Origin of the sequence: Micrococcus luteus NCTC 2665 (genome assembly GCF_000023205.1) — a bacterium.
GTDB classification, from domain to species: domain Bacteria; phylum Actinomycetota; class Actinomycetes; order Actinomycetales; family Micrococcaceae; genus Micrococcus; species Micrococcus luteus.
The window spans coordinates 1,041,714-1,065,707 of the sequence record NC_012803.1 but is presented as its reverse complement, the minus strand read 5'-3'; the positions used below and the strand labels follow the sequence as shown (position 1 = coordinate 1,065,707).

The following is a 23,994-nucleotide window of genomic DNA, read 5'->3' as shown; positions in this document are numbered from 1 at the left end:
CGCAGCGTACGTCGGACAGCCCGCCGCCGGATCGGAGTTCGTCGGGAGGGGGCGGCACCCCCCGGGGGTGTCGTGGCGCACCTTCCGGTCGCGCTCCTGCCGCATGTCGCAGTGCGGTCACCGCGGCAGGGGTGGACACTGAGAGGATGAGACCGACACCCGATCCCGCCCCGGCCGGCCGCCGCGCCTCAGACGCCGCCGCCCGGCGGATGTCCGCCGCCCTCGCCGCCATGGGCGTGCTCCACTTCGTCCGACCCGAACCCTTCGACGGGCTGATCCCGCCGTTCCTGCCCGGCACGGCCCGCGCGTGGACCCACGGCTCCGGCGTGGCCGAGCTGGCCGTGGCGGGTCTGCTGGCCGTCCCGCGCACCCGGCGCGCGGGCGGACGCGCCGCGCAGGCGCTCTTCCTCGGCGTGTGGCCCGGCAACGCGTGGATGGCCTGGCGGTGGCGACGCCGGCCCTGGCCGGCGCAACTGGTCTCCCTCGGGCGGCTGCCCCTGCAGGTCCCTCTGATCCGTGCGGCCGGCAGAGTGGCGCGCAGCTGACCCCCGCCAGCCCGCACCCCGACGACGCCGACCCCACACCTTCGCGCTGAAGGTGTGGGGTCGGCGTCGTGCGAGCCGGGAGGGCTCAGTCGAACTGCGGATCCGTGGTGCGGGCCCGCTTGATCTCGTAGAAGTACGGGAAGTCGGCCAGGGCGACGGCACCGTCGAAGATGCGGCCCGCCTCCTCCCCGCGCGGGATGCGGGTCATCACGGGACCGAAGAAGGCGGTGCCGTTGAACGCCACGACGGGCGTGCCGACGTCGTTGCCCACGAGGTCCTCGGCCTCCTTCTGGCTGGCGCGCAGCTGCTCGTCGGCCACGTCGGTGCGGGCGGCGTCCAGGATGTCCGCGTCGTGTCCGAGCTCCTCGAGGGCCTCGGCCACCACGGCCTCGAAGTCCGTGCGGCCCTGCTCGTGGATGCGGGTGCCGACCGCGGTGTACCACGGGCCGAGCGCCTCGGCACCGTGCCGCTCGCGCACCTGCACGGCGGCGCGGGCCGGCAGCCAGGCCTTCTCGAGGCGGGCCAGGTAGTCGGGGTCCAGGTCGCGGCCCTCGTTCAGGACCGCGAGCGACATGATCTTGAAGACCACCCGCACGTCGCGCACCTTCTGGACCTCCAGGATCCACCGAGAGGTGATCCAGGCGAACGGGCACGTGGCGTCGAAGTAGAAGTCGACGGTGGGCTGCTGCGTCGTGTCGGTCATGCTGTGCTCCTTGCGATCAGGGAGCCGTCTCGGCTCCGGTCGGTCCTGCTGGGCGACGGCGGTCAGGCGCTCCGGCCGCGTCGACGTCGTTCCACCTCGGCCGGGATGAGCGTGGGCTCGGCCTCGCCGCGCACCACGTCCCCGGAGATGACGACCGTGCCCACGTCCGAGCGGGAGGGCAGCTCGAACATCACGGGCTTGAGGACGTTCTCCATGATGGAGCGCAGGCCGCGGGCGCCGGTGCCGCGGGCCTCGGCCTGGGCGACCACGGCGTCCAGGGCGTCCTGCTCGAACTCGAGCTCCACGCCGTCCATGAGGAACATCTTCTGGTACTGCTTGAGCAGGGCGTTCTTCGGTTCGGTCAGCACCCGCACGAGCTGTTCGTGCGTGAGGTCCTCAACGGTGGTGATCACGGGCAGGCGGCCGATGAACTCGGGGATGAGGCCGAACTTCAGCAGGTCCTCCGGCCGCACGTCCGCGTAGGTGACGTCCCCCGCGCCCAGGTGGTTCAGGGGCGCGCCGAACCCGATGCCCTTGCGGCCGGCACGGGAACCGATGATCTCGTCCAGGCCCGCGAACGCGCCCGCCACGATGAACAGCACGTTGGACGTGTCGATCTGCAGGAACTCCTGGTGGGGGTGCTTGCGCCCGCCCTGCGGCGGCACCGACGCCACCGTGCCCTCGAGGATCTTCAGCAGGGCCTGCTGCACGCCCTCGCCAGAGACGTCCCGGGTGATGGAGGGGTTCTCGGACTTCCGCGAGATCTTGTCGATCTCGTCGATGTAGATGATGCCCTGTTCGGCCTTCTTCACGTCGTAGTCCGCGGCCTGGATGAGCTTGAGGAGGATGTTCTCCACGTCCTCACCCACATAGCCGGCCTCGGTGAGGCTGGTGGCGTCCGCGACCGCGAACGGGACGTTGAGCCGCCGGGCGAGGGTCTGCGCGAGATATGTCTTGCCGGAGCCGGTGGGGCCGACCATGAGGATGTTCGACTTGCCGACCTCGACGTCCGCCAGGTCGTCCCGCTCGGTGAGGCGGTCGGCCAGGTCACCGCCCCGCGCCTGCGGCCCGCGCACGCGCTTGTAGTGGTTGTACACGGCGACGGCGAGGGAACGCTTGGCCGCCTCCTGGCCGATCACGAAGCTCTCGAGGTGGTCGAAAATCTCCTGCGGGGTGGGCAGGACGGTCTCGTCCGCCTCCGCCGCCTCGCCGAGCTCCTCCTCGATGATCTCGTTGCACAGCTCGATGCACTCGTCACAGATGTAGACACCCGGGCCGGCGATGAGCTTGCGCACCTGCTTCTGGCTCTTCCCGCAGAACGAGCATTTCAGCAGGTCAGCGCTCTCTCCGATACGCGCCATGGTGGTACTCCTCGAGGGCCGGGCGGAGACGTCCGCCCCGCGCGGGCGGCGTCGCTGTCAGATTCCGTCCAGCATACGACCGTGGACGGACACGTTAAGGGACCGGGTCCCCGGTCGGCGTCGAGGGGCCCGGCCGCGCGGCGTGCGGCCGGACCCCTCGACGGGCGCCGTCGGTCAGGCGGACGGGCGGGTGATCTTGCGGGAGGCGAGGACCTCGTCCACGAGGCCGTACTCGAGGGCCTGCTCGGCCGAGAGGAACTTGTCCCGGTCGATGTCCTGCGAGACCTCCTCGGGCGTGCGGTTGGTGAGGGAGGCCAGCGTCTCCTCCATCCACACGCGCATCCGGTTGATCTCCTGGGCGTGGATCTCCAGGTCCGTGGCGGTGCCGCGGTCGCCCTGCATCGCCGGCTGGTGGATCAGCACGCGCGCGTTGGGCAGCGCCAGACGCTTGCCGGGGGCGCCCGCGGCCAGCAGCACGGCCGCCGCGGAGGCGGCCTGGCCCAGGCACACGGTCTGCACCTCGGGGCGGATGAACTGCATGGTGTCGTAGATCGCCGTCATGGCCGTGAACGAGCCGCCCGGCGAGTTGATGTACAGGGTGATGTCACGCTCAGAGTCCATCGCCTCGAGCACGAGCAGCTGGGCCATCACGTCGTCGGCCGACGCGTCGTCCACCTGCGCGCCGAGGAAGACGATGCGGTCCTCGAAGAGCTTGGCGTAGGGGTCCTGGCGCTTGAAGCCGTAGGGAGTGCGCTCCTCGAACTGCGGGAGGATGTAGCGCGCGTCCGGCGTGGGCAGGGAGGGCATCCCGGTGGGGAGCCCGGCGGGGAACTGGGTCATTCTTGGTCTCCTGGAGAGGGTCGGGACGGTCCGGGCCGGGCTCAGCCCTGGACGCCGCCGCCGCCGGTCACGGACGCGGCACGGTCGGCGATGTGGTCGATGAAGCCGTACTCGAGGGCCTCCTGCGCGGTGAACCACTTGTCACGCGCGTTGTCCTCGAGGATGGTCTCCACGGACTGGCCGGTCTGCTCGGCGGTCAGCTCCGCCATGACCTGCTTCATGTGCAGGATCAGCTGGGCCTGGATGCGGATGTCCGACTCGGTGCCGCCGATGCCGCCGGAGGGCTGGTGCATCAGCACGCGGGCGTGGGGCGTGGCGTAGCGCTTGCCCTTGGTGCCCGAGGCGAGCAGGAACTGGCCCATGGACGCGGCGAGGCCGGTGGCCACCGTCACGACGTCGTTGGGGATGTACTGCATGGTGTCGTAGATGGCCATGCCCGCGGTGACGGAGCCGCCCGGGGAGTTGATGTACAGGTAGATGTCCTTCTCCGGGTCCTCGGCCGAGAGCAGGAGCAGCTGCGAGCAGATCGCGTTGGCGTTGTCGTCACGGACGTCCTCGCCCAGCCAGACGATGCGCGACTTCAGCAGCTGGGTGTAGAGGAAATCCTCGCGCTGCGCCGGGTCCACCGAACGCATGCTGGGGGTGATGTCGGTCATCACTTCCGCCTTCCTGTCGAGATGTCCACGGGCCTCCCGAACGGCGGCCGCTCGCGCGGACGGACGGGTCCCTGATCGAGTCCGACACTAGCCGGGCGTCCGGGCCAGCGCGCGGGACGCCGTCGGCGTTTCGCTGTTGGCGCAGGTCGTCGCGGGCCCTGCCCGGGGCCGCCCACCGTGACCTCGGGACGACGACGGCGCCCCCGCCGGCGTGGGCGGGGGCGCCGTCGTCGTGGCCCGGCAGGGGTGTGCCCCCACCGGCCGATATCAGGCCTGCTCGGCCGCCTCGGCGTCGTCGGCCTCGGTCGCCTCGGCCTCAGCGTCGAGGGCGTCCTGGCCGCCCGGGGTCACGAACGCCGTGAGGTCCACGGCCTTGCCGTCGGTGTCGGTGACCTCGGCGTACTCGAGGACCTTGGCCAGTGCCTTGCGACGGCGGACCTCGCCCATGATCATCGGGATCTGCCCGCCCTGGTCGAGCATCATGGCGAACTGGTTCGGGTCCATGCCGTACTCGGAGGAGGTGGCGATGATGTACTCGATCAGCTCGCCCTGGTCGACCGTGACCTCCTCGGCCTCGGCGACCTCGTCCAGGATGACCTCGTTGGCGAACGCCTCGCGGGTGTTCTGCTCGAGCTCGGCACGGTGCTCGGCGGTGTCGTGGTCGTCGCCCGCGGTGTGGCCGCCGGCGGAGAAGTGCTGCTCGACCTGCTCGGCGATGACGCCGTCCGGCACCGGGACCTCGACGAGCTTGGCCAGCTCCTCGAGGACCTTGTCGCGGGCCTCGACGCCCTGGCGGTTCACGGCCTCCTCGGCGGCCTGCTTCTTCAGGTCCTCCTTGAGCTCGGCGATGGTGTCGAACTCGGAGGCCAGCTGGGCGAACTCGTCGTCGGCCTCGGGCAGCTCGCGCTCCTTGACGGCCGTCAGCTCCAGCTTGACCACGGCGGTCTCGCCGTCGTGCTCGCCGCCGTTGAGCGTGGTCTCGAAGGTGGCGTCCTCGCCGGCGGACAGGCCGTCGAGGGCCTCGTCGATGCCCTCGAGCATGGTGCCGGCGCCCACCTGGTAGGACAGGCCCTCGGCCTGGTCGACCTGCTCACCGTCGACCGTGGCGGTCAGGTTCATCGTGACGAAGTCGTCCTGGGCGGCCGGGCGGTCCACGTCCTTGAGCGAGCCGAAGCGCGAGCGCAGGGCGTCGAGGGCCTTCTGCTCGTCCTCCTCGGTGGCCTGGGCGGGCTCCACCGTCACCTTGAGGCCCTTGTAGTCGGGCAGCTCGATGGTCGGGCGCACGTCGAACTCGGCGGTGAAGGCCACCGGGCCCTCGGCGTTCTCCGCGTCCGGGGTGGCGGTCACGTCGACCTCGGGGCGGGAGATCGGGGTGAGCTCGGCCTCGGCGATGGCGGCGGAGAACCAGGTGTTCAGGCCCTCGTTGACGGCCTGGTCCACGACGACCTCGCGGCCGAAGCGCTGCTCGATCAGACGCGCCGGGATCTTGCCCTGGCGGAAGCCCGGGATCTGCACCTGGTTGGCGATGTCCTTGAACGCCTTGTCCAGGGCGGGCTTCACCTCCTCGAACGGCACCTCGACGGTCAGCTTGACGCGGGTCGGGCTGAGGTTCTCTGCGGTGGACTTGACCACGGATGACTCCTGTTGGTGGTGGTGGATGGTCTTGACGTCGAGTCGGGGTGACAGGATTTGAACCTGCGGCCTCACGCTCCCAAAGCGCGCGCTCTACCAAGCTGAGCTACACCCCGCCGTCGTCCCCGACGCCGGCGGGCTCACGCGGTGGAGGCTCGCCGGACACCCGAGGGACTGCCCGAGGGCAGACTGTGGAATCCTAGCGCGCCGTCTCGCGCCCCGCGAAAAGCCGCGACCGCCGACCCGTGAAGCCGTCCATCGTGGCGTTGACCCCGAGGACGTCCATCGCGCGGTCGAAGACGGGCGCCGGCAGGGCGCGCAGGGGCGCGATCAGGCCGACGGCGCGCGGCAGCAGCAGGCGCGTGCGGCCGGCCTCGACGGCGTCCAGCACCTCCTGCGCCACGTGCTGAGGATCCAGCACGGGCAGCAGCCAGGGCACCCGGCTGCGCACGCCAGCGAACATCCCGGTGTCGATGTAGAAGGGGCAGACGGCCAGGGAGGTGACGCGGCTGCCGTCCTTGCGCAGCTCCGCGGCGAGGGACTCGGCGAACCCGACCGCGGCGTGCTTGGTGGCGGAATAGTCCGTCTGGCGTGCGACGCCGACCAACCCCGCGGCCGAGGCCACCGTGACCACGGCCCCGCGGTCCCGGGCCCGCATTCCGGGCAGGACCGCCCGGGTCAGCCAGTACGGCGCGAGTGCGTTCACCTCGAAGGTGCGGCGGATGCCCTCCTCCGTGGCGTCCTCGAGGCGCACGCCCGTCACGACGCCCGCGTTGTTCACGGCGACGTCCACCTCCCCGGCGCGGGCGGCGGCGGCCTCGACGGCGGCCGCGTCCGTCACGTCCACGCGCTCGGCCCGGGCGTCCGCGCCCTGAGACCGGATCTCGGCGGCGACGGCCTCAGCCCCCTGCAGGTCGAGGTCCCAGACGACGACGCGGCCCGCGCCGCGGCGCGCGGCCCCCAGGGCGATCAGTCGACCGATGCCGGACGCGCCGCCCGTCACGAGGACGGTGGCGCCGTGCGGGGGCAGTGGACGACGGCCGGCGAGGGCGGACGCGGCCCTGCGGAGGGCGGGACGGGAGCCGTGCATCATGCCTCTTCCCCCACGGCCGACGCGGGCCCGCCGTGATACGGTGTCAGCCGCTGGTCCGCGCCGAGCGCGGCCCCGCGGGGATGTAGCTCAATGGTAGAGCCCCAGTCTTCCAAACTGGCTACGCGGGTTCGATTCCCGTCATCCCCTCCGGACCTCATGAGCCGGGTCATCGTGTGCACACGATGGCCCGGCTCATGACTTTCTCGGGTGGGTCGTCGTCCGCGCCGGTTCCTTTACCGCTGTGCCGGCCCTCTGCAGGATGGACCCATGCAGAACACCGAGCAGACGCCTCGGGACGCGTCCACCGAGGCCGGTGGGAGGCCCTGGCGGCACCGCATCGTCGAGAACGACACACTGCGCATGACCGTCCTGTCCATGCTGGCAGCCGCCGTCGCGATCGGCTTGAGCACCCTGTTGATCGCCACTCCCCTCGGCGACGCGCTGGGCGTCGGCGCGGCCAGACGCGCCTCCTGGATGACCGGACTGATGACGCTGTGCCTGATGTGGTCGATCTACTCCGCCCTGGACACGGTGGTGCTGTACCGGTGGCTCGGCCGCCGCGACTCAACAGACCTGCACGCGCTGCTGCGCACGCGCTCCCGCGGCCCGAAGGAGTCCGTCAACCCGGGCGGCTGGAGGGCCCTGATGCTGGGAGCGTCGAGCACGCTGGGCAACACCGTCACCTTCTCGGTGATGGCGATGCTCGTGGTGGTCATCTCGATGTGGATGCCGGAGGTCCGGTCCGTGCTCACCATGCGCTTGCTGGCCGTGGCCACGGTCCTCGCGTCCTGGGCGAGCATCGTCCTGGCCCAGGCGTTGCGCTACGCCCGGCTGGCGGCCCAGCACGATCCGAAGAGGTCTCGGCCGGAGGGCGAGTCCCCCGCTCCCCCGATCCGCTTCCGCGGCTCCGACGCTCCGGTCTTCTCGGACTACGTGGCGCTGTCCCTGACGCTGTCCACCATGATGGGCGCCCAGGACGTCGTGTTCTCCGGCCGCGCCGCCCGCACGGCGGTCCGTGAGCACGCGCTGGTCGGATTCCTGTTCAACTCGATGATCATCGCGGCCCTGGCCTCGCTGCTGCTCACCGTCGCCTGATCGGGGCCTGCCACAGGCCCCTCAGCTCTGACAGGTGAGGCACCGGTAGAGCTTCCGGGCCGCCATCTCCTCCACCACGATCGCCTCGCGCCCGCACACGAGGCAGGCGAGGCCCTGCCGCTGGTACACGTAGTTCGCGTGCTCGGGCCAGGCCGCTTCGGCAGGGATCCCCGGCCGGTGCTCGGGCCGCGTGGTGACGATCCGCCCGAGCCGCACGCCCTCCCGCATGAGCGCGGCGTTGTCCGCCCAGAGGGACTCCAGGTCAGGTGCAGAGACCTCCCGGGCCGGCCGCCACGGGTCGATGCCGGCGCGGAACAGCGCCTCGGCCCGGAAGATGTTGCCGATCCCGCTGACGGCCGCCTGGTCCATCAACACGACGCCGATCGGCCGCCGCGTGCGCCGGGCGAGGTCGTAGAACGGCGCAGGATCGTCGTCGTTGAGCGGATCCGGGCCGAGACCGGCGACGACGTCGGCAGCCTCGGCCGGGGTGAGTGCGCGGCACCGGCTCGCGCCGATCAGGTCGGCCCAGCCGTGCTCGGCGCGCAGTCGCAGCCGGACCGTGGCGGCCGGCGACGGCGGCTGGACCCAGCCGTCGGCGTCGCGACAGGGCTCGGCGGCCGGGGCGCCGTCGTCGTGGACCTCCCGCTCGCCGATCCGGCGGGGGGCGCCGATCGAGGACGCGGCCGCGAAGTCCTGATCCCCGCCGAAGGTCCACGCCCCGTACATGCCCAGGTGCACGTGGAGCACGTGGCCGCCGGAGACGTCGGCGAAGAAGTGCTTGCCGTGGGCCCGGGCGCGCTCGAGGACCTGGGCCGTCGAGCAGGGCGGCCCCCTCGGCGAAGCGGCCCTGTGGACTCGTGGCGCGGATCCGGCGGCCGCCGAAGACGTCGGTGAACTGGCGCGCGAGACGGTGGACGGAGTGGCCCTCAGGCACTCACATCAGCACCTCTCCGGTGGCCTCGTAGTGCGCGATCTTCCCGATGCGGCGCACGTGGCGCTCGTCCTGGGAGAACGGTTCGGCCAGGAACGCCTCGATGAGCTCGGTGGCCTCCTCGAGCGAGTGCTGCCGACCGCCGACGGCCACGACGTTCGCGTCGTTATGCGCGCGGGCCAGCCGCGCCGTGTCCAGGTTCCAGGCCAGGGCGGCGCGGACGCCGGCCACCTTGTTGGCGGCGATCTGCTCGCCGTTGCCGGAGCCGCCCAGCACGATGCCGAGCGAGTCCAGCCCCTGCTCGCGGTCGGCGACGACGGCGCGGGCGGCGTTGATGCAGAAGCCCGGGTAGTCGTCCTGCGGGTCGTACTCGGTGGGTCCGTGGTCCACCATCTCGTAGCCGGCGGCGGTGAGGTGCTCCACGAGGTGGGCGGACAGCTCCATGCCGGCGTGGTCGGTGGCGATGTGGACGCGCATGCGCAGACTCCTTGGGGGCGGTGGCTCGGGTCCCCGCCAGTCTAGTGAGGAGCGGGGCGCTCAGACGCCGACGACGACGTCCGGGCCAGGTGGCACACTGGGGAGCACTGTGCCGTGGCCCCCATCACAGGTCCCGGCCGTGCCGCATCCGCCCGACCCCAGGAGGAGTCCGACCGTGACCACCGCCGCCGCCATGAACATCACCCGCGAAGAGGCCGCCGCACGCGCGGCCGCCCTCACTGTGGACGCGTACGAGGTGAGCCTGGACCTCACCCGCGGAGCGGAGCACTTCCGCACGGCCACCACCGTCACGTTCGCGGCCGCGGAGGACGCGGTGGGCACCCACACGTGGATCGACTACGTGGCCGGGCAGGCCCCCTCGGTGACCCTCAACGGCGAGGCGCTGGACGTGGCGGACTTCGACGGCGCCCGACTGCGGATCGGCCCGCTGGCGGCGCAGAACACCCTCGTGGTCGACGGCCTCGGGGACTACAGCAACACCGGCGAAGGCCTGCACCGGTTCGTGGATCCCGTGGACCAGGAGGTCTACCTCTACACCCAGTTCGAGGTGCCGGACTCCCGCCGCATGTTCGCTGTGTTCGAGCAGCCCGACCTCAAGGCCTCGTTCCACTTCACGGTGACCGCCCCGGCGCACTGGGCCGTGGTGTCCAACCAGCCGGAGGCCTCCCGCCGCACCCTCGGCGTCGTGGCGAACGAGGAGAACCCGCAGGGGGTGGACGCCGCGGTCTGGGAGTTCAAGCCCACCCCGCGCATCTCCTCCTACATCACCGCGCTCGTCGCCGGCCCGTACGCCTCCGTGCACTCGGAGCTGACCAGCGCCGACGGCCGCACGATCCCCCTCGGCGTCTACTGCCGCGCGTCGCTGGTGGAGCACCTGGATGCGGAGAACGTCTTCGAGCTCACCCGCCAGGGCTTCGAGTTCTTCGAGGCCCAGTACGGCCACGCCTACCCGTTCGAGAAGTACGACCAGCTGTTCGTGCCCGAGTTCAACGCCGGCGCGATGGAGAACGCCGGCTGTGTGACCTTCCTCGAGTCGTACGTCTTCCGCGGGACCGTGCCGGAGGCGCTGATCGAGCGCCGCGCCATCACGATCCTCCACGAGCTCGCCCACATGTGGTTCGGCGACCTGGTCACCATGCGCTGGTGGAACGACCTGTGGCTCAACGAGTCCTTCGCCGAGTTCATGTCCACCCTCGCCGCCGCTGAGAACACGCAGTACACCGGCGCCTGGACCACCTTCTCCTCCATGGAGAAGAACTGGGCCTACCGCCAGGACCAGCTCTCCTCCACGCACCCCATCAAGGCCCGGATCCGCGACCTCGACGACGTGCTCGTCAACTTCGACGGCATCACCTACGCCAAGGGCGCCTCGGTGCTCCGCCAGCTCGTGGCCTGGGTGGGCCAGGAGAACTTCATGGTCGGCGTCCGCGCGTACATCGCCAAGCACGCGTGGCAGAACACGGAGCTGCCGGACCTCATGACCGAGCTCGAGGCCGCGTCCGGCCGCGACCTGTCCGAGTGGACCCGCGTGTGGCTCGAGACCTCGGGCGTGAACACGCTGCGCACCGAGGTGGAGACGGATGAGGCCGGCACCATCACCGCGCTGCGTCTGCGCCAGAGCGCCCCGGACGGCTCACCGTCGGCGCCCGGCGACGACGTGCTCCGCCCCCACCGTCTGGCCGTGGGCTTCTACGACGTGGACGAGGCCACCGGCCGCCTGATCCGCACCGAGCGCTTCGAGCTCGACGTGGCCGGGGAGGTGACCGAGGTCGTCGAGGCCGCCGGCCGCCGTCGTCCCGCCGTGATCCTGCCCAACGACGACGACCTGGCCTACGCCAAGCTGCGCCTCGACGACGCCTCGTGGGAGGCCGCGTCCACCCGTCTGAAGGATGTGGACGGCTCGCTGGCGCGCACGCTGCTGTGGGGGGCGGCCTGGGACACCGTGCGCGACGGCGAGGCCTCCGCCGCCTGGTTCGTCGACCTCGTCCTCGCCAACGTCGGCCACGAGCGGGACTCGTCCGTGGTGCAGACGCTGCTGCGCCAGCTCGCGACGGCGATCGGCCTGTACCTGCCCGAGGACCAGGCCGAGGCCGTGCGGGTCGCGGCGGCCGACCGGCTGTGGGGCCTCGTCGCGGAGGCCGAGGACGGCTCGGACAACCAGCTGCAGTTCGTCAAGGCGTTCGCCCTGCACGCGCGCACCACGGCGCAGCTGGACCGCCTGGCCGCCCTCGTGGACGGCACCCGCACCGTGCCCGGGCTGGACCTCACCACGGACCTGCGCTGGGAGCTGCTCACCGCGCTCGTGGCGGCGGGACGCGCCGGGGAGGCCGAGATCGCCGAGGCCGAGCGCGCCGACGCGACCGCTACGGGCGCGCTCGCCGCGGTCCAGGCCCGGGCCGCCGTGCCGACGGCCGAGGCCAAGCGCGCGGCCTGGGACCGGGTGATGGCCGGCGAGCTGTCCAACACGGAGCAGCGCCAGGCCCTGATCGGGTTCGCCCGGGTCCACGACGCCGCCCTGATCGCGCCGTTCGCGGACGCCTACTTCGAGGGCGTCGAGGCGATGTGGGACTCCCGTTCGCACGAGATGGCCGAGACCGCCGCGACGCTGGGCTACCCGGCCGCCCAGGTCACCCCGGAGATCGCCGACCGCGCCACCGCCCTGTCCGAGCGGCTGGCCGACACCCGCGCGGGGCTGTCCCGCGTCCTCGCCGAGGGCCGGGACGAGACCGTCCGCGCCCTGGCCGCCCGCGAGGCGGCCTGATCCCAGGGCCTGGCACAAGGTCGAGGTGGGCTGAGGCAGTGCGGTCCTCTCGACTGTGCCTCTCGGGAGGCGGATGACCCGCTGCGCGATGGCGCAGCGGGTCATCTGCCGTGCGGCGCTCAGGCGCCGTCCATGTGGTCAGCCCGGAGGGACGGACGGCCTAGCCCGGAGGGGCGGTCTCACCCTCGTCCGCGCTGGCGGGCACGAGCGCCACGAACCCGCGGATCCCGTTCACGTCGACACCTTCGACGTTGACCTGGACCTCTCCGGCGTCGCCCTGGAGCAATCCGGTGTTGCGCTGTTCGGCCCCGCACAGGAGGGAACCACTGACGACCGTCTCACCGTCGAGTAGGACCCGGTAGGAGACCTCGGTGCCGCCCGAGCAGTGGCCCGTGACGTCGTAGCCTTGATCGCCGAGGACCCGTCCGGTCGTGCCGACCTGGGCCTCGGGTCCGAACTCCTGCGCCGCGACCGCGTCGGTGGGGATCTGTTGCCGCGCGCTCTCGGAGTCTTGACCTCCGGGCGTCGGAGAGGCCGCGTCGGGTGATGACGCGCTGCCTACGCTCGTCGCCGTCGAGGCCGTGACCGTCTCCCCGGCGGAGCTTCCCGGTGGACTCGATGTCGTGGAGCCGCATCCTGACAGCGCCAATGCGGCAATCAGCCCGCCCGCCATGCATGGGCCCCGTCTCACGGCGTCGTCTCCCAGTAGTACCAACCCTCCGTCGACGTCGGGTACTTGATGCGCCCAGTGGCAAGAGTCGTCGTCGAGCAATTATAATTGATTCTGTACTTAGTGTAGGAGATGTCTTTGCCGTACGATACATACTGCGCATTGCCCATCTTTCCGGACGCGATATTACGGGTGTAAGTGTTCGTAGACCCCGTTGAGTTTGATGTCGACAGGGTGCCACTCACGGACACCTTTGCCCTGGCCAGAACCGCACCGACTTCACTCTCGGCACCCGCCGTAACCTGTGCGCCCACGGTTCCGCTGTATCACCGCGCAACGGAAAGTGTTCCGCCGGGGCCATTGCGGAAGGTCGGGACACCATTGAAGGGCATACGGGTGTCGCGACTCGTCAAGGAGTACTGCGTGCTCGTCACGCAGCAGGTGGCGTTGGTCGCGCCAAGGTCCAAAGATTTGGACGTCCCCTCAGTTATCGACGAGTCCGCGGGTACCGACACCATGCAGGCATCTGGTTGAACTGGATCAGGGACGACGCCGAGAGTTGCAATTGAGGAAGCGGCGAAGGCAGCTGCTACTAGGGATCGGAGAAACATGGCCCCACTTTCTGATGGGATCAAAGCACCTCATGACGAAACGTCCTGTGTTCCTCATCACATACGATGGTGAAGCAAAGCTAACTGGACACTCTTGCCGCGTCAAGAATGTTTTCTGAATTCCGTGCCACCGCCTTGGCCACACGGCCTCCCGGCGCTCGGCGAGTCGGTAACGTAGCGGCCATGAAGCACACCTTCTCCCTGCGCACCGAGTGGACGGGCGACCGCGGCGCGGGCACCTCCGGCGTCCGCGACTACGACCGCTCCGTGGTGATCCAGGACGCCGCCGTCGGCGAGATCCAGGCCTCGGCCGCCCGCCCCTTCCGCGGCGACGACTCGAAGTGGAACCCGGAGACCCTCCTGCTCGGCGCGCTCGCCGAGTGTCACGTGCTCTCGTACCTCCATGTCGCGGCGACCTCCGGCATCGTGGTCACGGGGATGACGTGCGGGGTGGAGGGCGAGCTCGAGGTGGACGGCGACGCCGCCGGGCGGTTCACCGCGATCACGCTGCGGCCCGAGGTCACGCTGCAGGACGAGGCCGACCGGGAGCGGGCCGAGGCCCTCCACGCCGAGGCGCACCGGCTGTGCTTCATCGCGAACTCGCTCTCGGCCCCGGTCGTCGTCGAGCCGGTCCGCCCCGAGGCCCCGCCCACCGGCACGCCGACGCTGCCGGACCACTCCGCGCGCCTGGGCGCCCCCCTGGCGGTGCTGCGGCCGCGCGTCGCCAAGGGCCCGTCCCGTGTGACGGGCCTGGCGGAGCGGCCCACCGAGGTCGAGCCGGTGATGCAGGAGGGCACCCCCGCCCCGGTGGACCAGGTGCGCGCCCGCGACGCCGCGGCGGGCCCTGCCGGCGCGACCCCGGGAGCCCCGACCGCGCCCGGTCAGGCCACCAGCTTCTACGACGCCGTCGGCGGCCGCCCGACGTTCGACCGGCTGACCGCGGAGTTCTACGCCCGCGTGCGCGAGGACGAGATCCTCGCCCCGATGTATCCGCAGGACGACTTCGAGGGCGCCCAGCGCCGGCTGCTCATGTTCCTGGAGCAGTACTGGGGCGGACCGCGGACGTACTCCGAGGAGCGCGGCCACCCCCGCCTGCGCATGCGCCACGCCCCGTACCGGATCGATCCGGCCGCGCGCGACGCATGGCTGCGGCACATGCGCGCCGCCGTCGACACGCTGGAGCTGTCACCGCTGCACGAGGCTGAACTCTGGGACTACCTGGAGCGGGCCGCCCACTCCCTGCAGAACTCGGCCTGACCGGCCCGCGGTCCGCGCCCCGACAGGGGGCGCGGGCTCACACCGCCATGGCGGGGCGGCCCAGCACGAAGCCGCCGGGGGTGTCCAGGCGCGTCCACGGCCCCGCCGTGCTGAGCCGGGCACGGCCGCCCGGCCGCAGGAAGCCCAGCGCGTGCGCGCCGAAGGCCATGCCGGCCGGGAACTGCAGCGCCTCGCCCCCGAGCAGGGGTCCCCACATCTGCGCCCGGACCCTGCGGACAAGCGCCTCCCCCGGGTTCTCGGGCAGGGCGTCCCGCACGGCGTCGGCGCCGCGCGTGGCCACCTCGGCCAGCTCCTCGTCGGCGACCTCGGCCACGGGCGTCCAGCCGCCGCGGGGCGGGGTCAGCGCGGTCCAGGTGACGTGCTCGCGGCCCGGCGGCACGGCGAACGCCAGGTCGACGGGGTCCTGGCCGCGCATCCGGGCGGTGCGCTCGGTGACGGAGCCCAGGGCGACGACGGCGTCCAGGTCCGCCACGCCGTCGGCGGTCGCCAGGGGGACGGTGCGCAGCCCCAGGACCACGGGCACCCCGTCTCCGAGCCCGGCCGGCTGCAGCACGGAGACCCACTGGGCGAGCATCGGGGTGCGGGAGCGCCCCGCCTCAGGCACGACGTGCAGGCGCATGCCCGTGTCGGCGACGCGACGGGCGCGAGTGGCCAGCTGCTCGAGGTCCCGCACAGCGCGGTCGTCGACGAAGCGGAGGACGGGGGCGGCGGCGGGGTGCTCGGTCATGCAAGCATTGTCCCAGGTCCGTCGCGTCCCGGGCCGCCCCGCCGTCGCGGGTCCATCCATGTCGAAGGAGAGCCGTTCGTGCCGCAGCGCCATCCCCGTCCCCGCCCCGGTCACGCACCGGTCCGCCCGGCCTCGGCCCCGAAGGACCCCACCGAAACGCTGCGCGGGATCCTGGAGCTGACGCCGGCCGCGCCGGACCCGGTGACGGGTCAGGTCCGCTTCACGGGCACGACCCCCCGGCAGACGCACGGCCGGGTGTTCGGCGGCCAGGTGCTCGCCCAGGCGCTGGCGGCCGCCTCCCGCACGGTGCCGGCCGCCCGTTCCGCCCACTCGCTCCACGGCTACTTCATCCGCCCCGGGGACGCGCTGCAGCCCATCACGTTCACCGTCGAGACGCTGCGGGACGGCCGCTCCTTCTCCGTCCGCCGGGTGCTGGCCTCCCAGAAAGAGAAGGCCATCCTCGCCCTGACCTGCTCCTTCCAGGAGCCCGCCGGCAGCGCGCTGGACCACCAGGTGGCCATGCCGGAGGGAGTGCCCCGGCCCGAGGACCTGCCCACGACGGCGGACGTGCTGGGCGCCATCAACCACCCCGTGGCCCAGGAGTGGGCCTGGTCCCGGCCGTTCGACATCCGCCACGTCACCCCGGCCATCTATGTGGAGCCGGCCGCCGAGACCGAGAACTGCAACATGGTGTGGATGAAGACCTTCACGCCCCTGGCGGACGACCCCGCGCTGCACCTGGCGGCGCTCACCTACGCCTCGGACTACACGCTCCTCGAGCCGATCCTGCGGCAGCACGGCGTCGCCTGGATCCAGCCCGGCATGTCCGTGGCCTCCCTCGACCACGCGATGTGGTTCCACCGGCCCGCCCGCGTCGACCAGTGGCTGCTCTACGTCCAGGACTCCCCCAGCGCCCAGGGCGCGCGCGGCCTCGGCACGGGCGCCGTGTTCACCGAGGACGGGACGCTCGTGGCCACGGTCGCCCAGGAGGGCATGATCCGCCTGCCCGAGGGGGCCGCCGCCCGGCGGGCGCGGGCCCGGGGCGCGGCCCAGCGCATGGCCCTGCGGACGGTGCTGCGCCGCAGCTGGCGGCGCTGACCCGGCGGTTCCGCAGGGGGTGAGGCTGCCGATCGGGCCCTGCCATGGGTGAGGCGGCTCGCCGTCCGCGCCGCGCGCACCGTTCGTCGTGGTCGACGTGGACCCCGCCCCGACACGACGACGGCCCGTCGCGATCACGTGATCGCGGCGGGCCGTCGTCGGCGCGGCGCCCGGGGGCGCGTCGGCTCAGTCGCGCGTGAGCTTGCGGTGCGTCATGCGGTGCGGGCGGGCGGCCTCGGGGCCGAGCCGATCGACCTTGTTGGCCTCGTAGGACTCGAAGTTGCCCTCGTACCAGTACCAGTTGGCCGGGTCCTCCGCAGTGCCCTCGTAGGCCAGCATGTGGGTGGCGACGCGGTCCAGGAACCAGCGGTCGTGCGAGACGACGACCGCGCAGCCCGGGAACTCGAGCAGCGCGTTCTCGAGGGAGGTCAGGGTCTCCACGTCGAGGTCGTTGGTGGGCTCGTCGAGGAGCAGCAGGTTGCCGCCCTCCTTGAGGGTCAGGGCCAGGTTCAGGCGGTTGCGCTCACCGCCGGAGAGCACGCCGGCCTTCTTCTGCTGGTCCGGGCCCTTGAAGCCGAACGCGGACACGTAGGCGCGCGAGGGCATCTCGACGTTGCCGACCTTGATGTAGTCCAGGCCGTCCGAGACGACCTCCCACAGCGACTTCTCGGGGTCGATGTTGGAGCGGGACTGGTCCACGTACGAGATCTTCACGGTCTCGCCGATCTTCAGCTCACCGCCGTCCAGGGGCTCGAGGCCGACGATGGTCTTGAACAGGGTGGTCTTGCCGACGCCGTTCGGGCCGATCACGCCGACGATGCCGTTGCGGGGCAGGGAGAAGGACAGGCCGTCGATGAGGACGCGGTCCCCGAAGCCCTTCTTCAGGTCCTTGGCCTCGATCACGACGGTGCCCAGGCGCGGGCCCGGCGGGATCTGGATCTCCTCGAAGTCCAGCTTGCGGGTCTTCTCGGCCTCGGCCGCCATCTCCTCGTAGCGGGCCAGGCGGGCCTTGGACTTCGCCTGGCGGCCCTTCGTGTTGGAGCGGACCCAGTCGAGCTCCTCGGTCAGGCGCTTGGCGAGCTTGGCGTCCTTCCTGCCCTGCACCTCGAGGCGGGCGCGCTTGGTCTCCAGGTAGGTGGAGTAGTTGCCCTCGTACGGGTAGAGGCGGCCGCGGTCGACCTCCGCGATCCACTCCGCGACGTGGTCGAGGAAGTACCGGTCGTGGGTGACGGCGATGACGGCGCCCGGGTAGGAGGCCAGGTGCTGCTCGAGCCACAGCACGGACTCGGCGTCCAGGTGGTTGGTGGGCTCGTCGAGCAGGAGCAGGTCGGGCTTCTCCAGCAGCAGCTTGCACAGTGCGACGCGCCGCTTCTCGCCGCCGGAGAGGTTCGTGACCGGCTCGTCCCCCGGGGGCGTGCGCAGGGCGTCCATCGCCTGCTCGAGCTGGGAGTCGATGTCCCACGCGTCCGCGGCGTCGATGGCGGACTGCAGCTCGCCCATCTCCTCCATGAGGGCGTCGAAGTCCGCGTCCGGGTTCGCCATCTCCTCGGAGATCTGGTTGTAGCGCTGGATCTTGCCGTAGATCTCGCCGACGCCCTCCTGGACGTTCTCGAGCACGGTCTTGGACTCGTCCAGCTTGGGCTCCTGCATCAGGATGCCCACCGAGTAGCCGGGAGAGAGCCGCGCCTCGCCGTTCGAGGGCTCGTCCAGCCCGGCCATGATCTTCAGGATCGTCGACTTGCCGGCGCCGTTGGGGCCGACCATGCCGATCTTCGCCCCGGGGTAGAACGACATGGTGACGTCGTCCAGGATCAGTTTGTCGCCCACCTTCTTGCGGGCCTTGACCATCGTGTAGATGAATTCCGCCATGCGGCCCAGGCTAGTCGGTGGCCGCGGGATTCCACTCATCGTGCCGATCCCGCGACCACCGAGCCCGCTCCCCCTCCGTGCTCCGTGCCGCCCCGTGGTCAGGCGACGCCGGCCGCCGCCGGCTCCCGCCCGGGGGCGCCCGCGTTCGACTCGTCCGGGCCGGGCGAGGCCGGGGCGTCGCCACCCTGGAACCCGTCCGGCAGGCCCGCGCTGAACCCGTCTCCGACCGCGCCGGCCGGCCCGCCCGACGCGTCGTCGTCGCGCGGGGCCGACTCGGGGCGCGGCACGGCCGCGCGCTGGCTGCGCTGGAATGCCGCCGAGCCGAAGCCCAGGTCCAGCCCGACGGCGTCCGCCACCACGTCCACGGACGTGCCGGAGCGCTCGCCCGAGGACCAGTCGCGGACCCGGAGTCGACCGGTGACGATCACGGGGTTGCCCTTCTTCACGGACTGGGCGGTGTTCGAGCCGAGCTGGCCGAACGCCGAGATGTTGTACCAGTTGGTGTGGGCGTCCACCCACTCGGCGGTCTCGCGGTCGAAGCGCCGCTCGGTGGTGGCCAGGCGGAAGCCGGTCACGGCGGCCCCCGATGCGGTGTGGCGGGTGGCGGGGTCCGTGGCCACGAAGCCGCGCACGGTGATGAGGTCCTGCATGGTGTGCCTCCTGGGCTGGGCCCCGGTGGGCGCCGGGGCGGGTCGTCGGCGCATCGGCTGATCCGCCATGGCCAGACAACCCCACCGCGGGGCGCCCCGGCAGGATCGGGGGCCGGTCTGGGGACGCGCGGAGGTCCCCGGGCGACTGTGCAGGAGCCGACGGCGCCGCGGCCGGCGGCCGTTAGACTGACACGGCCCAGCCCCAGTAGCTCAGCTGGACAGAGCAGCGGCCTTCTAATCCGCCGGTCGGGGGTTCGAATCCCTCCTGGGGCACCCAGACCAGGGGCGGAGCCGTCCGAGCACGCCCGACGACCGCCCGAAGGAGACCGTCCTGGACCGTCTGCGCTCCTGGCTCCGCGCCCCGCGACCCGCCGTCCCCGAGGTCCGTGTGACCCGTCGCGAGGGCGTCCAGCTGGCCGCCCTGCTCGTCGCGTCCGCGGTCCTGTACGCGACGCACTCCTTCCTGCGGTACGCCACCTACGAGGCCAAGGGCTACGACCTGGGCATCTTCGACCAGGTGGTGCGGCAGTACGCGCTGTTCAACGCCCCCCTCAGCTCCGTCAAGGGCGTGGACTTCCACATCCTCGGCGATCACTTCCACCCGATCCTCGCGCTGCTGGCCCCCTTCTACTGGGTGTGGCCGGACCCCCGCATGCTCGGCGTGGTCATGGCGCTGGCCCTCGCCGCGTCCGCCGTGCCGGTGTACCTGTTCGCCCGTCGTCGCACGGGACACGGGGTGGCCCTGGCCGCCGTCGCCGCCCTGCTGCTCTCCTGGCCCTTCCAGGCGATGGTGAACTGGGACTTCCACGAGGTCACCCTCGGCGTGCCGATCCTCGCCTGGCTCGTGTGGGCCCTGGACGGGCAGCGGGCGTGGCTCGCCACCGGCCTGGCGGCGCTGCTGCTCACGGTCCGAGAGGACATGGGCGTGACCCTGCTGGCCGTGGCCCTGGTGATGGCGATCCGGCGCTTCTGGCCGCAGGCCGCGGTCACCGCCGTGCTGGGTGTGCTCGGCTACTGGTTCGCCACGTCCGTGGTGATCCCCCACTACTCCCCCACCGGGGCGTTCGGCTACTGGCAGTTCACCGCCCTGGGCCCGGACATGCGCAGTTCGGTCCTGTTCCTGCTGACCCAGCCGTGGAACGCCGTCGCGGTGCTGTTCGACCACCCGCTGAAGGTGGCCCTCTGGCTCCTGCACTTCGTCCCGCTGCTGTTCCTGCCGGTCCTGAGCCCGCTGACGCTGATGGCCCTGCCGATCCTGCTCTCGCGGCTGTTCAACGACCGGCTCAACGTGTGGGCCCCCGTCTACCAGTATGACGCGATCCTCGCCCCGCTGCTGCTCATGGCCGCGCTCGAGGCGGCCCACCGGCTGGCCGGACGCCGGGACGCGCTGCGCCGACTGCCCGCCGTCCTCGTCTCCACGGCGCTGGCCGCCGGACTGATCGGCACCGCGTTCTTCCCGCAGGTGTACCCGCTGCACCGCACGATCGTCGGCGACATGACGACGACGCAGCACGCCCGCGACCTCGACCACGCGGTCGCGCTGATCCCGGACGGGGTGTGCGTCGAGGCCGCCGACAACGCCGTGCCGCACCTGACGGCCCGCACCCACGTCGGGCTGCACGGGGACATCGGAGACGAACTGGCCACCTGGATGATCGTGGACACCTCGGTGCCCGAGCTCGGCGGCTGGGACCCCCTCACCCCGGAGCAGGCACTGGCCCGCGCCAAGCGGCTCGGCTTCGAGCGGGTCTGGTCCGCGGGCGACGTCGTCGTCCTGCACCACCCGGACCGCGCGGTCTCGCCCACCTGCACGACGTACCTCGAACACCGCTGAGCCGCGCCCCACGGCGTCGGCGGACCCGCCCCGCCGTCAGCGGTCCGCGGACCCGCCGAGCGGCTGCAGGCCGCGTCCGGCCGGGGGCAGGAGCAGTCGGTCAGGTGCACCGGTGAAGACGCCGGCGTGTGGGTCCTCCGCCACCCCCGGGGCGATCTCGGGGGCGCCCTGGTCGAGGGCGGTGCGGCGCACCGGGTCACGGGCGGGGTCCAGGACGTCCTTGACCACCGTGGTCATGAGCCACACGAGGGCGACGATGTGCGCCACGATCCCCGAGGCGTACCAGGCGGTGATCCACCAGGCGCCGCCGGCGAACGCCCCGTCCGAGGTGATGCGGGCCGACTCCATCCACACCCCGCCCCAGTGGTAGACCTCCACGGCCTGCCAGATCCAGAACGCGCGCCACCGCGGCGTCGCGAGGACCACGAGCGGGATCAGCCACATCACGAACTGCGGCGAGTACACCTTCCCCCACAGGATGAAGGACGCCACGATCAGGAAGCACAGCTGGGCCATGCGCGGACGGTGCCGCGCCGCGAGGGCGAGATAGGCGATCCCCGCGCAGCACACCAGGAACAGGCCGTTCTGGAGCGTCGTGAACGTCTCCCCGGACCATCCCGTCCAGGCCAGCGCCAGCCAGGTCGAGGAGAAGGAGACCGCGCGGTCCCCCGAGAACGTGTAGAAGCGGGACCACTGGTCGAACGCCGTCAGCATGAACGGGAGGTTCACGGCGAGCCAGGCCGCCGCCCCGGCCACGGCCGCCTTCACGAACCCGGCCCAGCGGCCCGTGCGCAGCGCCAGCACGAAGATCGCGCCGAAGAAGAACAGCGGGTACAGCTTCGTGGCGGTGCCGAGTCCGATGAGCAGGCCGGCGAGGGTCGGACGGCCCGCCGTCCACGCCCACAGGGCCAGGGCGGCCAGCATCACGGCCCACAGGTCCCAGTTGAGCATCGAGGTGAGGATGATCCCCGGGGCCAGGGCCACGAGGAGGGCGTCCCGGGAGCGGCCTCGCGCGGTGTACGCGGTCGCGACGACCAGCACGATCCAGCAGAGCACCACGCCGATCGCGTTGACGTCGAAGTAGGTCACGGTGCGCTCGTGCAGGTCGCCGGAGGCGGGCACGAACCACATGGTCACGCCCGCGACCACGGCCAGCAACGCCGGGTACTCCATCCACTGCTCGGGTGGCAGCGGCGTGTAGAAGGGGAAGTGGCCGTCGGAGAGGCCACGCGTGGGGAACAGCTGGGCGAAGTCCGAGTAGCACATGTGCGCGTGCACGCCGGGGGCCGCCCAGCCGTTCACGCGGCACCACTGCTTGGTCAGCACGCCGACGGCGGCGGCCACCACGGTCAGGCCGACGAGCAGGCCGACCCAGCGGGCGCTCGGGCGGGTCGGGGCGGGACTGCGGGGGTGGGAGGTCACGGTCTCTCCTGGGGGATGCGGGTGGACGAGGAGGCGGGGTGCGCGGCGGTCGACGGCGGCCCGTCGGGCGGTGCGTCCGGCGGCACGCCCGCCTCCGGAGGCGTCGACGACGCCGCCTCGGCCCGCGGCTCGACCACCTCCAGGGGAGGACGCCGCCGCCCGGGGAACAGGGGCGCGGTGACGGGATCGCGGTGGATGATCCATCCGATCCCCGCGAGCATCAGGACGAGGGTGAACACGCGGACGGCCAGGACGGGCAGCCACTGTGCCACGGAGAGCTGGTCCACCACGCCGACGCCGGTGAGCAGCAGCACCGCGAGCGCGGTGACCCACCCGAGCCAGCGGGGATGGTCGGCGCCCCACGGCAGCGGGCGGAGGGCGCACGCCAGCAGCGGCAGGACCCAGAGCAGGTACCACGGCTGGATGATCGGGGCGGTGGCGACGGCCACCACGAGCACGGCCGCCGCGCTGAACACCGGGTCCAGGGGCCGGCGGCGCAGGGCCAGCCACGCCGTGAAGCCGAGGGCCGACACCGTCATCACGGTGTAGAAGGCCGCGGCCACGTCGCGCGCCCCCAGGGGCGTCACGGCCTCGACGACCGCGCCGAGCAGCAGACCGAGCAGGCCCACGGGGGCATACGGGAACGCCGCGTCCCCGCTCGTGAGCATAGCCGGGACCCAGCCGAACCAGAGGCCGGAGCCGGCGCCGAGGATCGTGAGGACGGCCAGGGAGATCACCGCCGTCGTGAACCACGGGCCGAGCCGGTCCCGCCGGCGCAGGCGCGGATCAGCCGCGCGGAACCGGGCCCAGCCGGTGGGCAGGAGAAGGGCCACGAAGGGCAGCACGAGGGCCGTCAGGGGCTTGATCGCGACGGACAGGGCGATCAGCACGATCCCCCATAGCGCATGCACGCGGCGGCGGGGCGGGCGGACCAAGAGCAGGATGCCCGCGAGCATCAGCCCCGACATCAGCGCGTCGTTGTGCGCGCCGGCGATCATGTAGAGCAGGAACAACGGGTTCGCCACGGCCACCCACGTGGCCCACGGCCCGCAGCGGCCCGCGACGGCGGCCAGCCGCGGCACCGCCCACAGGCACAGTGCCAGGCCCGCCAGGGCGAGGAGGCGGAACGCCGTGACGGACAGTTCGATGGTGCCGCCCGTGGCCCGCCACGTCGTCTCGGCGAACAGCAGGAACAGCGGCCCGTAGGGGGACGGGGACTCGGCCCAGATGGAGTCCGCCCCCTGCATGAACCAGCCGGGCAGAGCGGACACGCCCTGGGAGTACGGGTCGAGACCCGACGCGAGGAGCCGGCCCTGCTGGAGGTAGGAGAACACATCGCGGGAGAAGATCGGCAGCGCGAGCATCAGCGGGGCGGACCACCACCAGGCGGCCCGGGCCACCAGCCGGCCGTGCTCCTCCCAGCGGCCCCGCAGCGCGCGGCCCAGCTCGAGCCAGGATCGGACGAGGAGCAGCGAGCCGGCGGCCAGCAGCACGGTGCTGAGCAGCACGCCGGGCAGGTAGACCCGCAGCGGGTTGAGCAGGGTGGTGCCGGAGAACACCGAGTCGGGCGTCATCGGCAGCCACCCCACACCCCAGGAGCCCGCCGTGATGAGCACGGACGCCCACGTGCCCCGGCGGACGGCCGCCTCCGGCTCGGGCTGCGCCGCCACGCGGCTCGGACGGGGCCGTCGGGCGCCGGTCGTCGCGGGGGCGGCGGGCC

19 protein-coding genes, 3 tRNA genes and 2 pseudogenes are annotated in these 23,994 nt (G+C 72.0%); 9 read left to right on the top strand and 15 right to left on the bottom strand.

From position 1 onward, the window contains the following. Positions 1-209 precede the first annotated feature (209 nt). Complete coding sequence (locus tag MLUT_RS16480; RefSeq protein ID WP_010078852.1) at positions 210-545, top strand: DoxX family protein; 336 nt, start codon at positions 210-212, stop codon at positions 543-545. Between the two features lie 85 nt (positions 546-630). Here the strand turns inward: MLUT_RS16480 and MLUT_RS16475 are convergent, their stop codons facing one another. The 7 genes from MLUT_RS16475 to MLUT_RS16445 form a co-directional block, all read right to left on the bottom strand. Further along, entirely contained in the window at positions 631-1,248 is a 618-nt protein-coding gene (locus MLUT_RS16475; RefSeq protein ID WP_010078853.1) for a mycothiol-dependent nitroreductase Rv2466c family protein, read from the bottom strand. 62 nt (positions 1,249-1,310) lie between these two features. Then, on the bottom strand, positions 1,311-2,609 hold the full coding sequence (gene clpX / locus MLUT_RS16470) for an ATP-dependent Clp protease ATP-binding subunit ClpX (protein ID WP_012750840.1): 1,299 nt from the start codon (positions 2,607-2,609) through the stop codon (positions 1,311-1,313). A gap of 174 nt (positions 2,610-2,783) precedes the next feature. Further along, entirely contained in the window at positions 2,784-3,449 is a 666-nt protein-coding gene (locus tag MLUT_RS16465; protein WP_002855988.1) for an ATP-dependent Clp protease proteolytic subunit, read from the bottom strand. A gap of 41 nt (positions 3,450-3,490) precedes the next feature. Then, on the bottom strand, positions 3,491-4,105 hold the full coding sequence (locus MLUT_RS16460; RefSeq protein WP_174260673.1) for a ClpP family protease: 615 nt from the start codon (positions 4,103-4,105) through the stop codon (positions 3,491-3,493). 267 nt (positions 4,106-4,372) lie between these two features. After that, on the bottom strand, positions 4,373-5,737 hold the full coding sequence (gene tig, locus MLUT_RS16455) for a trigger factor (protein WP_010078856.1): 1,365 nt from the start codon (positions 5,735-5,737) through the stop codon (positions 4,373-4,375). Positions 5,738-5,779: 42 nt separating this feature from the next. Further along, positions 5,780-5,853 (bottom strand) — tRNA-Pro (locus tag MLUT_RS16450). Positions 5,854-5,936: 83 nt separating this feature from the next. Beyond that, on the bottom strand, positions 5,937-6,830 hold the full coding sequence (locus MLUT_RS16445) for an SDR family oxidoreductase (protein WP_010078857.1): 894 nt from the start codon (positions 6,828-6,830) through the stop codon (positions 5,937-5,939). Between the two features lie 76 nt (positions 6,831-6,906). Here MLUT_RS16445 and MLUT_RS16440 point away from each other — a divergent pair. Together MLUT_RS16440 and MLUT_RS16435 are read left to right on the top strand one after the other, a co-directional pair. Beyond that, positions 6,907-6,977: transfer RNA gene (locus tag MLUT_RS16440), tRNA-Gly, on the top strand. A gap of 120 nt (positions 6,978-7,097) precedes the next feature. Beyond that, positions 7,098-7,925, top strand: a complete 828-nt coding sequence (locus tag MLUT_RS16435) for a DUF1345 domain-containing protein (protein ID WP_010078858.1) — start codon at positions 7,098-7,100, stop codon at positions 7,923-7,925. A 21-nt stretch (positions 7,926-7,946) separates the two neighbouring features. Here the strand turns inward: MLUT_RS16435 and MLUT_RS23330 are convergent. Both MLUT_RS23330 and MLUT_RS16425 read right to left on the bottom strand, forming a co-directional pair. After that, positions 7,947-8,859: pseudogene (locus tag MLUT_RS23330) on the bottom strand (Fpg/Nei family DNA glycosylase). Next, positions 8,860-9,333, bottom strand: coding sequence for a ribose-5-phosphate isomerase (locus MLUT_RS16425; RefSeq protein WP_010078860.1), 474 nt, complete (start codon positions 9,331-9,333; stop codon positions 8,860-8,862). 193 nt (positions 9,334-9,526) lie between these two features. Here MLUT_RS16425 and pepN point away from each other — a divergent pair, with 193 nt between their 5' ends. Next, positions 9,527-12,115 carry an aminopeptidase N gene (gene pepN, locus MLUT_RS16420; RefSeq protein ID WP_041779803.1) on the top strand — a complete coding sequence of 863 codons (2,589 nt, stop codon included), beginning with the start codon at positions 9,527-9,529 and terminating at the stop codon, positions 12,113-12,115. A gap of 160 nt (positions 12,116-12,275) precedes the next feature. Here pepN and MLUT_RS16415 read toward each other — a convergent pair whose 3' ends face one another. After that, positions 12,276-12,788, bottom strand: coding sequence for a hypothetical protein (locus MLUT_RS16415; RefSeq protein ID WP_010078861.1), 513 nt, complete (start codon positions 12,786-12,788; stop codon positions 12,276-12,278). Between the two features lie 716 nt (positions 12,789-13,504). Between MLUT_RS16415 and MLUT_RS24280 the strand changes: the two are divergent. After that, positions 13,505-14,011, top strand: a pseudogene (locus MLUT_RS24280) (OsmC family protein); the annotation flags it as partial. Positions 14,012-14,179: 168 nt separating this feature from the next. Then, the gene (locus MLUT_RS24275; protein ID WP_141119583.1) at positions 14,180-14,653 is read left to right on the top strand and encodes a globin; all 474 of its coding nucleotides are present in this window, start codon (positions 14,180-14,182) and stop codon (positions 14,651-14,653) included. A 37-nt stretch (positions 14,654-14,690) separates the two neighbouring features. Here the strand turns inward: MLUT_RS24275 and MLUT_RS16405 are convergent, their stop codons facing one another. Further along, a complete protein-coding gene (locus MLUT_RS16405; protein WP_010078863.1) occupies positions 14,691-15,401 on the bottom strand; it encodes a DUF8185 domain-containing protein in 711 nt (236 codons plus the stop codon). A gap of 78 nt (positions 15,402-15,479) precedes the next feature. On the opposite strand from MLUT_RS16405, the gene MLUT_RS16400 reads away from it, so the two are divergent. Next, positions 15,480-16,499 (top strand): acyl-CoA thioesterase, encoded by a 1,020-nt coding sequence (locus MLUT_RS16400; RefSeq protein ID WP_010078864.1) that lies wholly within the window; start codon positions 15,480-15,482, stop codon positions 16,497-16,499. Between the two features lie 186 nt (positions 16,500-16,685). On the opposite strand, the gene ettA is transcribed toward MLUT_RS16400, so the two are convergent. After that, positions 16,686-18,368, bottom strand: coding sequence for an energy-dependent translational throttle protein EttA (gene ettA / locus MLUT_RS16395; RefSeq protein WP_010078865.1), 1,683 nt, complete (start codon positions 18,366-18,368; stop codon positions 16,686-16,688). Between the two features lie 98 nt (positions 18,369-18,466). Beyond that, entirely contained in the window at positions 18,467-19,018 is a 552-nt protein-coding gene (locus MLUT_RS16390; RefSeq protein ID WP_010078866.1) for a single-stranded DNA-binding protein, read from the bottom strand. 199 nt (positions 19,019-19,217) lie between these two features. Here MLUT_RS16390 and MLUT_RS16385 point away from each other — a divergent pair. Together MLUT_RS16385 and MLUT_RS16380 are read left to right on the top strand one after the other, a co-directional pair. Next, positions 19,218-19,291, top strand: a tRNA-Arg gene (locus MLUT_RS16385). A gap of 115 nt (positions 19,292-19,406) precedes the next feature. Then, positions 19,407-20,852, top strand: coding sequence for a DUF2079 domain-containing protein (locus MLUT_RS16380; protein WP_010078867.1), 1,446 nt, complete (start codon positions 19,407-19,409; stop codon positions 20,850-20,852). 36 nt (positions 20,853-20,888) lie between these two features. On the opposite strand, the gene MLUT_RS16375 is transcribed toward MLUT_RS16380, so the two are convergent. Then, on the bottom strand, positions 20,889-22,274 hold the full coding sequence (locus MLUT_RS16375) for a glycosyltransferase family 87 protein (protein WP_010078868.1): 1,386 nt from the start codon (positions 22,272-22,274) through the stop codon (positions 20,889-20,891). After that, positions 22,271-23,944 (bottom strand): polyprenol phosphomannose-dependent alpha 1,6 mannosyltransferase MptB, encoded by a 1,674-nt coding sequence (gene mptB / locus MLUT_RS16370; RefSeq protein ID WP_231936585.1) that lies wholly within the window; start codon positions 23,942-23,944, stop codon positions 22,271-22,273. The genes MLUT_RS16375 and mptB overlap by 4 nt, the downstream gene beginning before the upstream one ends. Between the last annotated feature and the right edge of the window lie 50 nt (positions 23,945-23,994).